Genomic DNA, 12,633 nt, shown 5'->3' with positions numbered 1-12,633 from the left:
GTTGTTTATCTGATATTTTATTCATTTCGTAGAAAATTGGCTGTTTTGTTGAATAAAAATAACAGCCGGTTTACCCGTGAAAGATAATTTGGCTATCTTTGAAATGGAAAATAACCACAATTTTTCCACACTTCCATAACAATAATTTCCGTGTCTGACGAAGTCACCGAAATCCCATTTTACAGTATTGCTTCCTCATAATAAGAAAGAAATTTTTAACCAATTAAATATTTTTATTATGAAAAAAGTGATTTTATGCATCTCCGCGATGCTATTAACCGCAGGAGCTTTTGCTCAATTTAACCTTAGTACCGTAGGCCAGGTTGGTATCGGTAATATGTCGAACGTAAATCAGGCAGGATTATTAAATATTTCAGATGTAGATCAATTGGGCTTTTTCAATAGTGCCGATGTGGATCAGCTTGGAATCCTTAATATGTCTGACGTAGCACAAATAGGATTTGCTAACGAAGCTACTGTAGCACAGTGGGGTATTCTTAATCAATCTTCTGTTTTCCAGCTGGGAGCATTTAACGAAGCTTCTGTTGCCCAAATTGGAATTGCCAACAGTTCTGATATTCAACAATACGGAATTGCCAACTCGGCTTCAGTATTACAGGTAGGTGCCTTAAACGATGCCAATGTATTGCAAATCGGTATTGGAAATGACGCTGCTATTATTCAGGGTGGAACCGGTAACGTTGCCGATCAGACACAACTTGGAGACGGAAACGCTGCTTTAGCGGTGCAATTAGGAACAGACAACTACTCTTCACAAATGCAGGTAGGATCTGATAACACTGCAGTTGCTTTTCAAACCGGAACCGGAAACCAATCTTACCAATTACAATTGGGTGAAGATAACGTAGCGGTTCATACTCAGGACGGATTCTATAATATGGCAATAACTACACAAGCGGGAGATGCTAACCTGTCTTTAATTGATCAGGACGGTGCTTTAAACTTTGCATGGACCAACCAATCCGGTTTAGGACACATGAGCTTTGTAAATCAGGCAGGTATAGCTAACGTTTCATTAGTAAACCAATCAAATTAAATCCCATAGAAAAGAGGAGAGGTAAACACTTTCTATCTCTCCTTTTTCCTTTATAATACCGGTTATGAAAAAAGTGATGCAATATGGATTTTGGACACTTGTTTTAGTTTCCTTCGGGCTAAAAGCACAAGAGTTCTCCGGTGATAACGAACTGGAAATGGCTGTCAAGCAACATTATGCCGGACAAGCCGATAAAAAAGCCATGACACTTTCTGCCGGCAATATTGTTACCATACAGCAGATAGGCACCCGGAACTTTTCAAACGTAAACATAAAAGCGGCAAGCGCTATGGTAAACGTACAGCAATTGGGAGCGAACAACTATCTGGAACTGTATAAAAGTGCTCAGGATATTAACCAGACGGTTATCCAGCAGGGAAGCAATAATATGGTGAACGATTATTCGATGAATCCGTATTATTCGGTTAATAACCAGGTAATTCAATATGGTAATAACCTGAATTACACGAGCTACGGTACCAATTCCATTTCAGATGATATGAGAATTATACAAAGAGGAAATTCAGGTTCAGTACTCATTTTTAACAGATAAAGCCATGAAACCATATTACACTGCAATCGTTACGGTGTTGATCTTCACCTTTTCCATTCCTTGCGAAGCACAATTTATAAACAAAGAAGTGAAAGCAAAAATAGAAACAAGTGTTGTAGAGAACATACTATCTGTTACCGGAACAGCAGAGAATGTGACCGAAGTGCACAAAAGCCTTCGTTACAAACTGTCTGTTATCAAAAAAAGTAAAAGAACCAAGAATTTATCGAACAATTCACAGGACGGCCGCTTTACATTGGGCCCTAACGAAAAGAAAATATTATCCAAAACACAGGTAAATATTTCCAGTGATGATGAAACCATCATTTTATTACTGCTCTATGATGAAGATGACAAAATCATCGGAAAAGACAGAATCGTTGTGGGAGAAGATGTAAAAGCAGACAAGCCGGCGGATGGATTGGAACTTTTGGGAATTGTATCGGACGATACAAAAACAAAGTTCGGAAAAGATTTCTATGATTTTTTCTATGGAAAATATCAGGAAAAAAAATTAAATGCCAGAAAAATAGTGCGAATTGAAGAAGAACTCAGTTTTGGGAGAACAACCAGAATCAGAGTAGTTATAGATAATGATTTAATCAATGAATTTGTTTCCAGACCTGATGAAGATTTTTTAATGTACATGGCCGATGATTCCATTGCCAGACTCATTAAATACCTGCAGGATATAGAGAAACAGAAACAATATATAACACAGTATTAATTCTATTTTTTTGCATCATGAAGACAATCGTTTTTTTATTCGTAATGGTCTCTGTGGGAATGCGTGTAAACGCTCAGGATTTGGTGTATAAACCCATCAATCCCGCTTTCGGAGGCGATACCTTTAACTATCAGTGGCTGCTCAGTTCGGCCGATTCACAGAATAAGTTCAAAGAAGAAAACGATCTCTACAAGCCGCAAACAGCACTAGAACGATTCAGAGATAATTTAAACAATCAGTTGTTAAACTATATATCCAGATCGCTGTTTCAGCAACAGTACGGCGATGGAACCACTACAGGAACAGGAACGGGAACGGGTACAGGAACCGGCTCGGGAGGACTTCAGCAGGGAACGTTTGTTTTCGGCAGCCTTTCTGTCGAAATCTATCCGTCAAATTTAGGAGTTGTGGTAAACATACTGGATATAACAACAGGTGAAGAAACTCAAGTAATCATTCCAGGGAATTAATATGAAAACAGCAAAATTACTTTCGTTATTGCTGGCGCTGACTTTGTCTGGCTGTGGTGCCTATTTTAATCAGCCCGTGAGTGTGGAAAAAGCCTCAATAGGGGAACCTACACCATCAACGAGTGCTTTAAAAGCATTACCGCCACCAAAAGAACCAGTAGTCGTGGGTGTCTATAAATTTAGGGACCAAACAGGGCAGTATAAACCTTCAGAAGCAGGAAGTACTTTTAGTACCGCTGTTACTCAGGGAGCGACCTCAATCTTAATAAAAGCATTGGAAGATTCAAAATGGTTTACTCCGATTGAAAGAGAAAACCTGGCGAACCTGATGAATGAGCGAAACATTATCCGCTCTACCAGACAAGAATATACCAAAGATCCCAATAATCCGGAAATGCAGCTGGCACCTTTGCTCTATGCAGGTGTTCTGCTGGAAGGAGGCGTTATTTCCTATGACTCCAACATTATCACTGGCGGATTCGGTGCCCGTTACTTTGGCGCCGGCGGATCTACAAAATACAGACAGGACAGAATTACCATTTACCTCAGGCTGGTGTCTACCTCCAATGGTAAAATCCTGAAAACGGTTTATGTTTCCAAAACCATACTTTCCCAGTCGGTTGATGCCAGTTTGTTCCGATATGTCGACTTTAAGCGACTATTGGAAGTAGAAACGGGATTCACAAAAAACGAACCGATACAAATGGCCATTACAGAAGCGATAGAAAAAGCGGTTGAAGGCCTGATCATTGAAGGGATCCGCGATAATATCTGGGAAGCCAAAGCACCGATAGCCAAACTGACCGAGCTGATCAACAATTACGATTATGAAAAAAGAGAATCGGAAGTTTCCCAGCTATACGGACGGCATCTGAATGAAAGACGTGCCAAATTCGGAATTGAAATCGGCGGCGGAACCACATTGATGAATGGCGATTATCCCAATCCGGAATTCAAACCGATGATACGCGGCGGATTAAAATATTTCTTCTGGCCAAACTTTAACATGAGTGCTTCAGTCAGCCCGTCATGGTTTGGCAACAAAGACAAGCTGGATGTGGGCTACCTTACCGGCGATCTGAATATGGAACTGCTGATTCTGCCTTATGACCGGTTCACGCCCTATATTTATGGCGGCGGCGGAATGGGCATAAACAGTGCCTATAAAAATGTACATACGAAAATACAGTTTGGCGTTGGCGTAGAGTATTTGCTGACGGACAGCGTCGGACTCAAACTATATGGTGAAAATAACGTCACCTTCTCGGATAACGTAGATTATCTGATTATGGGAAAAAGAGATGATTATTATTGGCGTTTTGGAGCGGGAATAACCTTTTACTTCCCGAAACAGAAATACCCCAATAAAGCGGTAAAAAAACATGTAGAAGAAAAAGCGAATGCTGCAGGTTATACTATTGGTTTTCCGGATAAATAAAACTGAGGAATATGAAAATTATAACCAGAATAGGATTCGCGCTTTTAGTATTCAGCATTGCGTGGTCCTGCAGTCAGGAAGAATTTATAGAAAAAGGACAGGGAACCGTTAGAGGACGGGTTGTAGAATCGGAAACCTTTACACCCATTCCGAACGCCAGAGTCTCTTCCAGCCCGAATACCAGTACAGTTTTTACAGACTCATCCGGATATTATACCGTTACCCAGGTCAATGAAGGCGATTACTCCTTTGAAGCCAGAAAAGACGGTTATATAGCAAAATTTGAAGCCGTACACGTAAATACGGGCGGAACAACCGAAATGGTATTTGAACTTGTCAAACAAACGGTGGAAAATTTACCGCCAACGGTACCGGTACTGACCGCTCCGGGGGATAATGCTACAGACCAGTCGTTAGAAGTCAATCTGACCTGGACCTGTACCGATCCGGAAGAAGACCCGATAACGTACAAAGTGACATTGCGAAACGATACCAATAATAATGTGGTGGTTTATGACGACATCACAACCACCAGCTTTACGCTTACCAATTTAAATTACAGTACAAAATATTACTGGCAGGTAACGGCAAACGACGGAATCAATCCGGATGTAAACAGCCTGACCAGTTCTTTCAGAACACTGATGTTTCCAAACGCCAGATACCTGTTTGTAAGGAAAACGGGCGACAATAACGTTATTTTTACAGCCGATGATGCCGGGAATGAACTGCAGATCACCTCGGATGCGACAAACAGTTTCCGTCCAAGAAAGAATACCCAGGCGAATAAAATTGCCTTTATCCGGACAACCGGTGGTCAGGGACATATTTACACCATGCGCCCGGACGGTTCCAGTGTTTTTAAAGTGACCAGTAATGTACCGGTAGCGGCATTCAATGGCGATTATTATAACTATTGCTGGCGAGCAAACGGCAGTCAGCTGATCTACGCCAATTTTGATAAACTCTACCGCATTAATGCTGATGGCAGCGGACTGGTACAGCTTTTTCAGACACCTAACGGTAAGTTTATCTCGGAATGCGACTGGAGTTATGACGGCACCAGGATTGCTCTAAAAGTAAATGATCTAAGCGGATACAGCGTAGAAATATATGTGATTGATATGTCTGGAAATGTCATTGCCAATGTATTATCCGGAGTAAACGGAGCGGCAGGCGGTCTGCACCTGTCGGTTAACAATACGAAACTCGTGTTTACCCGCGATGTTTCCGGATACCAGAGCAGCGATTACAGACAATTGGACAACAGAATATTTATGTATGATTTTACGGCCAGTACAACAACAGAAGTACCGGTTCAGCGACCTGCCGGGTATAATGACCTCGATGTGCGTTTTTCGCCCAATGAAGCAGAACTGATTTTTGTGAGCACCTCAAACGACGGCGTTTCTCCGAGAACCATTACAAAATATACGATGGGAACAAGCGGTTCCCGTACGGCACTGTTTAGTAACGGACTAATGCCCGATTGGAAATAAAAGATTCACCTCTTTCTTTTTTTAAAGGCGTATCGCTCTTGTATGGAGGATACGCCTTTATTAATGTGACCGGTAACACAAGAAAAATAAAGGAAGACTTTTAAAAGTCAGGGGAAAGTTGTTAATTCGTTGTAACTAATTACAACACATGAAACCATTCGTATTACTGCTTTTCGTTGCTTTATTTGGCGGAACAACTTTCGCACAGGAATCTGTTGCGGTGTATTTTGAAAGTAATAAACACGAACTCAATAAAAAAGAACTGCTGCGGCTGGAAGAATGGATGCAAAAAAACAAAACATCCAAAATTGTAGCCATCAACGGATTTACCGATGAGGACGGTACGAATAGTTATAACGACACCTTAGCCCAGAAAAGAGTTACGTATGTTTTCAATACGGTCCGGCATACGGTCAGAACAAGAGACGATTTTAAGACCAGAAGCTTCGGGGAAAGCCACAAGCAGTCTAAAATAAAAGCCGAAAACAGGAAAGTCATGATTCATTATATTGAAGCAAAAGACCTGTCCCGTGAAAACGAAATACTGGGAATCAAACCGGTAACCGAAATTAAAAGAGTAGACGTTCCGGCCGATGCGCCGCTGGCATTAAAAGTAAAGCATGCTTTGGTGGGCGATAAACTCAAACTGGAAAACCTTAATTTCTACGAAAATACCTTTGCCATACTGCCGGATTCACGGCCCAAAATGTTTGAATTGCTGGAGATCATGAAAAGCAATCCGAAACTCCGCATTCAGATCCAGGGACATATCTGCTGCATGCCTAATGACAGAGCCGATTTGTCGACCAAACGCGCCAAAGCCATCCGTCTGTTTCTGGAAGCAAACGGTATCGATAAAACCAGAGCCACCTTTAAAGGATTTGGCAGTACGCAGCCCATTAATCCGCTGCCGGAAAAAAACGAAGAAGAAAGAGCGGCAAACAGAAGAGTGGAAATTGAAATTATTGAAAATTAAGTAAAAAACGATTTTCAAATCTTCATTTTTTCAAATTCCCACATTTTAGAGTATCTTTGCCCGACAACAACACACACTACCATTTCATGAGTTCCGATACTAGTAAACGTTACAGTTTGAGAGGCGTTTCTGCCGCAAAAGAAGATGTGCATAACGCCATTAAAAACATTGATAAAGGGCTTTTTCCAAAAGCTTTCTGTAAAATTGTTCCCGACTATCTTACCAACGACCAGGATTACTGCCTTATCATGCATGCCGATGGTGCCGGTACCAAATCGTCACTGGCTTACCTGTACTGGAAAGAAACCGGTGATACTACCGTTTGGAAAGGAATTGCACAGGATGCCCTGATCATGAATATTGACGACCTGTTATGCGTGGGGGCAACAGACAACATCATGCTGTCGTCTACCATTGGCAGAAATAAAAACCTGATTCCGGGTGAGGTTATTTCGGCAATCATTAACGGTACCGAAGAATTAATAGAAGAATTAAAAACATTTGGTGTAACCATCCATTCTACAGGCGGGGAAACAGCTGATGTGGGCGATTTGGTTCGCACACTGATAGTGGATTCTACCGTAACGGCAAGAATGAAACGCTCGGATGTTATCGATAATGCAAACATCAAAGCAGGCGATGTAATCGTAGGATTAGCCTCTTTTGGTCAGGCAAAATACGAGAAATCCTATAACGGTGGCATGGGCAGCAACGGACTGACCTCGGCCCGTCATGATGTTTTTCATAAATACCTGGCAGCTAAATATCCGGAAAGTTTCGACGCTTCTGTTCCGGAAGAACTGGTATATTCCGGTAATGTTAAACTAACGGATGCTGTAAAAGACGCGCCTATTGATGCCGGGAAACTGGTTTTATCACCAACGCGTACGTATGCACCGGTCATTAAAAAGATTTTAGAAAAATATACGGCAAACGAAATCCACGGTATGGTACACTGTAGCGGAGGAGCACAGACCAAAATATTACATTTTATTGATAACCTTCACGTAATCAAAGACAATCTGTTTCCGGTTCCGCCGCTGTTTAAGCTAATTCAGGAGCAGTCTAAAACCGATTGGAAAGAAATGTACCAGGTTTTCAACTGCGGGCACCGTATGGAAGTATATGTTCCGGCAGCAATTGCCGAAGATATTATTGCCATTTCAAAATCATTCGACATCGATGCCAGAATTGTAGGAAGGGTAGAAGAATCCGAACATAAAAAACTGACGATTAATAGCGAATACGGACAATTCGAATATTAAACAATCACCATAACAATTTAAAAAATCCCTTGAATAAGGGATTTTTTTTATGCTAATAATAGCAGCATTCGTAATGCCATTTAAAAGGAAATAAAATATCTTTGATAGAAACAAAAACAGGTATGAAAATCAATTTGAAAACAGGAATAGACGAACTTATCTTCGGGATGACGCAAAAAAACGTTATGGCCGTTTACGGTGAACCGGACAGACAGTATAAAGACGATGAAAACAACATCATTTATCTGTATAACGATAAAAGAATCCGCGTAACATTCTATGAAGATGAAGATATGCGAATGGGGTATCTTATCTGTTCGCATCCGGATCTGGAATTGTTCGGAAACAGGATTATCGGCAGGCCAACCGCAGAAGTTCAGGAAGAAATTACAGAAAAAGGCATCAAAAGCTGGGAAGTGGAAACCTTCGATTCGGTCGATAATGTCTTTAATGAAAGCAACTGGCTGATTTTACAATCGGAATTTGAAAAAATAATCCGGGTTGAGGTGGGCGCAACGATCAATGACAATGATGAGTTCGACTGGAAATTCAAAGCCAGATAACAGCACTGTTTTTCGAAACACTTGCTTTGGTTCTATAAACACGCCGCCCCAAAAATGACAGCAAAAGAAATACTACAGTCCATTCATCCGTTGCCGGAAAAAGCACTGCATAAAATTTTAGAACGCCTTTCGGAAGTACACTATCCCAAAGGGCATTATTTAATTGAAAGCAACAAAACGGAAAACGACATTTACTTTATAAAAGAAGGAATGGCGCGGGCATTTTGCTATAATAACGATACCGAAGTTACCTTCTGGTTCGGGAAAGAAGGCGATGTCGTATTGTCGTTTAACAGCTATATCTTTAACAAACCGGGCTATGAAACGATAGAACTTCTGGAAGCTTCCAGGCTTTACCATATCAAGGCAACGGAACTGAAAGAACTCTATCAGGAAGATATTGATATTGCCAACTGGGGCAGGAGGCTTTCGGAATATGAACTGGTTAAAACCGAAGAAAGACTCATTTCCCGGCAGTTTAAATCGGCGTTGGAACGCTATGAAGAACTGATAAAAGGCGATCCGTCTCTTTTGAACCGGGTTTCTCTGGGGAACATTGCTTCCTATCTGGGCGTAACTCAGGTAACCTTAAGCCGGATCCGTGCCGAAATAAGATGAATTTTTTATCATTTGTTAAAGGATGCCATGCTGCGGTACCCGAAATTTGCAGTCTAAAAATAATAAAAAATGAACTGGATTTTAATCATTATTGCGGGACTTTTTGAAGTAGGATTTGCTTCATGTCTGGGAAAAGCCAAAGAAGCAACCGGAAATGCAGCCATTATGTGGTATTCCGGATTTGTGATCTGTTTAACCGTTAGCATGCTGCTGCTTATTAAAGCCACACAAACCCTGCCTATCGGGACCGCTTATGCCGTTTGGACGGGAATCGGAGCAGTAGGAACCGTTTTAGTCGGCATTATTTTCTTTAAGGAACAGGCAGATTTCTGGAGAATCTTCTTTATCTGTACCCTGATCGGATCGATTATCGGTTTAAAGTATGTATCCCATTAAGCCGTAAAACTTTAAGAAATATTTAAACCGGTCTTGGATATAATTTTACATTGTTGGGAGTAACTTTGTAAAGCATTACTATTCGGTAATGTTTAAAGAAGAAGAGATGAAAGACAATTTTTCCAAAATGGCAGTAGAATATGCTGCTTACAGACCGGAATATCCAAAGGAAATTATTGATTACATTGTTTCATTTGCTACCCATAAAAAACAGGCGCTTGATATAGCCACCGGCAACGGACAGCTGGCAAAAAAACTGGCAAAACATTTTGAGCAGGTAGCAGCTATCGACATTAGTGAGAAACAACTGAAAAATGCCGCAAAAGTTCCCAATCTGGCATATAGTATACAGCCGGCCGAACAAACAACATTCCAGGACAAACAATTCGACCTGATAACGGTGGCCCAGGCAGTGCACTGGTTCGATTTCAGCCGCTTTAACAGGGAGATTTACCGTGTGCTGAAAAATGACGGCATCTTTGCGGTTTTGGGATATGCTTTGCTAAAAACCAACCCGCACACGGATGCCATTATTAAAAGGCTCTATAAAGACATACTGGGCGGCTACTGGGATAAAGAACGGGCTTATATTGATAACAATTACAGCACAATACCGTTTCCTTATGACGAGATCAAGACAAAATCTTTTGAGAATCATGTAACCTGGGAATTTGAGGAGCTGATTGGCTATCTTGAAACCTGGTCGGCAGTACAGCATTATAAAGATAAAAACAATACGAACCCGATAGCACTCATTCGGGAAGACCTTAAAACATCGTGGGAGAAAAGTGATAAAAAAGTTACTTTTCCCTTACTTTTGCGAATAGGAAAATTACAGAAAACCCTTTAATAAAAAACAAATGCCGAGAATTGTAGCGATAGATTACGGACAGAAAAGAACAGGAATTGCGGTTACCGACGAACTGCAGATTATTGCCTCGGGCTTAACCTCCATCCCGTCAGCCGAAGTGATTCCCTTCTTAAAAGACTATTTTTCGAAAGAAAATGTAATCAAAGTACTCATTGGAGAACCGATACAAATGAATGGTCAGCCTTCCGAAAGTACGCCCGTAATAGAGGCTTTTGTCGCTAAATTTACGGCTGCTTTTCCCGATATGAAGGTGGAAAGGGTAGACGAACGTTTTACTTCAAAAATGGCTTTTCAGACCATGATCGACAGCGGACTTAAAAAGAAACAGCGTCAGAATAAGGGCTTGATTGATGAGATTTCCGCAACAATTATGCTTAGAGATTATCTATCTCGAAAAATGATTTAGAAAAATTTTATAATTTACTAAAAATGTAATCTGGATTGTAAAGGATCAGGAAAAGTAATAGTTTTTCGAACTTTACAAACTAAATTTGCACTTTTAAAATATTGCGATGACTACTACGACACACAAAACTGAGGCTGATGTGGTTTTAATAGGAGCAGGAATAATGAGCGCAACATTAGGACTACTACTGAAAGAACTGCAACCAAACTTAAAAATTGAAATTTTTGAACGTTTAGATGTCGCTGCTGCCGAAAGCTCGGATGCATGGAACAATGCAGGAACAGGACACTCAGCGTTTTGTGAATTAAACTACACACCGGAACTGGAAGACGGTTCGGTAGAAACCAAAAAAGCCGTTAAGATTGTTGAATCTTTTGAAGTTTCAAGACAATTTTGGGCCTACCTGGTAGAAAAAGGATTACTCAACAATCCGGAAAGTTTTATCAGAAGCGTTCCCCACATGAGTTTTGTATGGGGAGAAAGAAATGTAAAATACCTTAAAAACCGTTATCAGGAACTTCAGAAATACCACCTTTTCAAAGGAATGGAATATACGGAAGATGCCAGTCAGATTAAAGAATGGGCACCGCTGATCATGGAAGGGCGTAAAGGAGCTAAAAAACTTGCCGCGACTTCAATGAAAATCGGAACCGATGTTAATTTCGGGGCATTAACCCGAAGCATATTCAGCTATCTGCAAACACTGGAAGGCGTGAAAATGCATTTCCACCACGAAGTGAAAGACCTGAAAAAATATGAAGACGGTAACTGGAAAGTAAAAGTAAAAGACCTGGAAAACGGGGGTAAAAAACGCGTAAAAGCGAAATTTATCTTTATCGGAGCCGGAGGAGGATCGTTATTGCTGCTTGAAAAAGCCAATATTCCGGAAGGCGACGGATTTGGAGGTTTCCCGGTTAGCGGACAATGGTTGAAATGTATCAACCCGGAAATAATCGAAAAACACCAGGCAAAAGTATACGGAAAAGCCTCTGTTGGCGCACCGCCAATGTCGGTACCGCATATCGATACCCGAATGATTGACGGGCAGAAAGCCTTGTTATTCGGACCCTATGCCGGATTTTCGACTAAATTCCTGAAAAACGGATCGTATTTTGATTTGGCACAGTCCATTAAACTGAATAATATTAAACCGATGCTTTCTGCCGGAATGAAAAACATTCCGTTGACCAAATACCTGATCGATCAGGTGTTCCAGTCTTCTGAAGACAGGATGAAAGCTTTGAAAGAATACTTACCGGATGCTAAAAAAGAAGACTGGGTATTGGAAAATGCCGGTCAGCGAGTGCAGGTAATTAAAAAAGACAAGCAGGGACGTGGCGTGTTGGAATTCGGAACGGAAGTGGTTAATGCTGCCGATGGTTCATTAGCCGTATTGCTTGGCGCTTCTCCGGGTGCTTCTACCACCGTGTCGATCATGCTGGATCTGATAGGACGTTGTTTTCCGGAACAACTGGCAACAGCCGAATGGCAGCATAAACTAAAGGAAATGATTCCTTCTTATGGTTTGTCGCTGAATGATAATCCGGAATTAGCCGATACCTTAAGAGCACATACCGCTAAAATCCTGAAACTGGAAAACAATATAACTGTAAATGCGTAGGCATTTCAGTATTAGCAATAAAAAAAGCGCACTATTCAGTGCGCTTTTTTTATTGTTGTGTCCCGTCCTGAAATAAGTTGACACAAAATCGACTTATTATGAAAGACACAACAACAACGCGAGTTAAGCGTACTCAAAAGGATTATAATATGGCTTTTAAATTAGCTGTAGTT

The 12,633-nt window shown here is 41.0% G+C and carries 14 protein-coding genes; all 14 read left to right on the top strand.

Features of this window, described 5'->3' with window-relative positions:
- Positions 1-238 precede the first annotated feature (238 nt).
- The 14 genes from BGO42_RS15705 (at position 239) to BGO42_RS15640 (ending at position 12,460) form a co-directional block, all read left to right on the top strand.
- Complete coding sequence (locus tag BGO42_RS15705; protein WP_177735397.1) at positions 239-1,057, top strand: hypothetical protein; 819 nt, start codon at positions 239-241, stop codon at positions 1,055-1,057.
- 64 nt (positions 1,058-1,121) lie between these two features.
- A complete protein-coding gene (locus BGO42_RS15700; RefSeq protein ID WP_273243546.1) occupies positions 1,122-1,610 on the top strand; it encodes a hypothetical protein in 489 nt (162 codons plus the stop codon).
- A 4-nt stretch (positions 1,611-1,614) separates the two neighbouring features.
- The gene (locus BGO42_RS15695; RefSeq protein WP_177735393.1) at positions 1,615-2,337 is read left to right on the top strand and encodes a CsgE family curli-type amyloid fiber assembly protein; all 723 of its coding nucleotides are present in this window, start codon (positions 1,615-1,617) and stop codon (positions 2,335-2,337) included.
- Between the two features lie 17 nt (positions 2,338-2,354).
- Positions 2,355-2,807 carry a curli production assembly/transport component CsgF gene (locus tag BGO42_RS15690; RefSeq protein WP_273243544.1) on the top strand — a complete coding sequence of 151 codons (453 nt, stop codon included), beginning with the start codon at positions 2,355-2,357 and terminating at the stop codon, positions 2,805-2,807.
- A 1-nt stretch (position 2,808) separates the two neighbouring features.
- Complete coding sequence (locus BGO42_RS15685) at positions 2,809-4,245, top strand: CsgG/HfaB family protein (protein ID WP_177735389.1); 1,437 nt, start codon at positions 2,809-2,811, stop codon at positions 4,243-4,245.
- 11 nt (positions 4,246-4,256) lie between these two features.
- Positions 4,257-5,744, top strand: coding sequence for a carboxypeptidase regulatory-like domain-containing protein (locus BGO42_RS15680; RefSeq protein ID WP_273243541.1), 1,488 nt, complete (start codon positions 4,257-4,259; stop codon positions 5,742-5,744).
- A gap of 148 nt (positions 5,745-5,892) precedes the next feature.
- Positions 5,893-6,720, top strand: coding sequence for an OmpA family protein (locus BGO42_RS15675; protein ID WP_273243539.1), 828 nt, complete (start codon positions 5,893-5,895; stop codon positions 6,718-6,720).
- A gap of 86 nt (positions 6,721-6,806) precedes the next feature.
- Positions 6,807-7,985, top strand: a complete 1,179-nt coding sequence (locus BGO42_RS15670) for an AIR synthase related protein (RefSeq protein WP_177735382.1) — start codon at positions 6,807-6,809, stop codon at positions 7,983-7,985.
- Positions 7,986-8,107: 122 nt separating this feature from the next.
- Complete coding sequence (locus BGO42_RS15665) at positions 8,108-8,548, top strand: hypothetical protein (protein WP_273243536.1); 441 nt, start codon at positions 8,108-8,110, stop codon at positions 8,546-8,548.
- Positions 8,549-8,602: 54 nt separating this feature from the next.
- Complete coding sequence (locus BGO42_RS15660) at positions 8,603-9,166, top strand: Crp/Fnr family transcriptional regulator (RefSeq protein WP_177735379.1); 564 nt, start codon at positions 8,603-8,605, stop codon at positions 9,164-9,166.
- A 69-nt stretch (positions 9,167-9,235) separates the two neighbouring features.
- Positions 9,236-9,562, top strand: a complete 327-nt coding sequence (locus BGO42_RS15655) for a DMT family transporter (RefSeq protein WP_177735377.1) — start codon at positions 9,236-9,238, stop codon at positions 9,560-9,562.
- Between the two features lie 106 nt (positions 9,563-9,668).
- Positions 9,669-10,412 (top strand): class I SAM-dependent methyltransferase, encoded by a 744-nt coding sequence (locus BGO42_RS15650; protein ID WP_273243534.1) that lies wholly within the window; start codon positions 9,669-9,671, stop codon positions 10,410-10,412.
- Between the two features lie 10 nt (positions 10,413-10,422).
- Positions 10,423-10,839 carry a Holliday junction resolvase RuvX gene (gene ruvX / locus BGO42_RS15645; protein ID WP_177735373.1) on the top strand — a complete coding sequence of 139 codons (417 nt, stop codon included), beginning with the start codon at positions 10,423-10,425 and terminating at the stop codon, positions 10,837-10,839.
- 106 nt (positions 10,840-10,945) lie between these two features.
- Complete coding sequence (locus BGO42_RS15640) at positions 10,946-12,460, top strand: malate:quinone oxidoreductase (protein ID WP_273243531.1); 1,515 nt, start codon at positions 10,946-10,948, stop codon at positions 12,458-12,460.
- Positions 12,461-12,633 lie beyond the last annotated feature (173 nt).

The organism is Flavobacterium sp. 40-81 (genome assembly GCF_001898245.1).
GTDB classification, from domain to species: domain Bacteria; phylum Bacteroidota; class Bacteroidia; order Flavobacteriales; family Flavobacteriaceae; genus Flavobacterium; species Flavobacterium inviolabile.
This window is presented reverse-complemented; position numbering and strand designations above follow the sequence as displayed.

Coding starts and splice junctions, on each gene's coding strand:
- BGO42_RS15705 (WP_177735397.1), top strand. CDS start 239: ATGAAAAAAGTGATTTTATGCATCTCCGCGATGCTATTAACCGCAGGA.
- BGO42_RS15700 (WP_273243546.1), top strand. CDS start 1,122: ATGAAAAAAGTGATGCAATATGGATTTTGGACACTTGTTTTAGTTTCC.
- BGO42_RS15695 (WP_177735393.1), top strand. CDS start 1,615: ATGAAACCATATTACACTGCAATCGTTACGGTGTTGATCTTCACCTTT.
- BGO42_RS15690 (WP_273243544.1), top strand. CDS start 2,355: ATGAAGACAATCGTTTTTTTATTCGTAATGGTCTCTGTGGGAATGCGT.
- BGO42_RS15685 (WP_177735389.1), top strand. CDS start 2,809: ATGAAAACAGCAAAATTACTTTCGTTATTGCTGGCGCTGACTTTGTCT.
- BGO42_RS15680 (WP_273243541.1), top strand. CDS start 4,257: ATGAAAATTATAACCAGAATAGGATTCGCGCTTTTAGTATTCAGCATT.
- BGO42_RS15675 (WP_273243539.1), top strand. CDS start 5,893: ATGAAACCATTCGTATTACTGCTTTTCGTTGCTTTATTTGGCGGAACA.
- BGO42_RS15670 (WP_177735382.1), top strand. CDS start 6,807: ATGAGTTCCGATACTAGTAAACGTTACAGTTTGAGAGGCGTTTCTGCC.
- BGO42_RS15665 (WP_273243536.1), top strand. CDS start 8,108: ATGAAAATCAATTTGAAAACAGGAATAGACGAACTTATCTTCGGGATG.
- BGO42_RS15660 (WP_177735379.1), top strand. CDS start 8,603: ATGACAGCAAAAGAAATACTACAGTCCATTCATCCGTTGCCGGAAAAA.
- BGO42_RS15655 (WP_177735377.1), top strand. CDS start 9,236: ATGAACTGGATTTTAATCATTATTGCGGGACTTTTTGAAGTAGGATTT.
- BGO42_RS15650 (WP_273243534.1), top strand. CDS start 9,669: ATGAAAGACAATTTTTCCAAAATGGCAGTAGAATATGCTGCTTACAGA.
- ruvX (WP_177735373.1), top strand. CDS start 10,423: ATGCCGAGAATTGTAGCGATAGATTACGGACAGAAAAGAACAGGAATT.
- BGO42_RS15640 (WP_273243531.1), top strand. CDS start 10,946: ATGACTACTACGACACACAAAACTGAGGCTGATGTGGTTTTAATAGGA.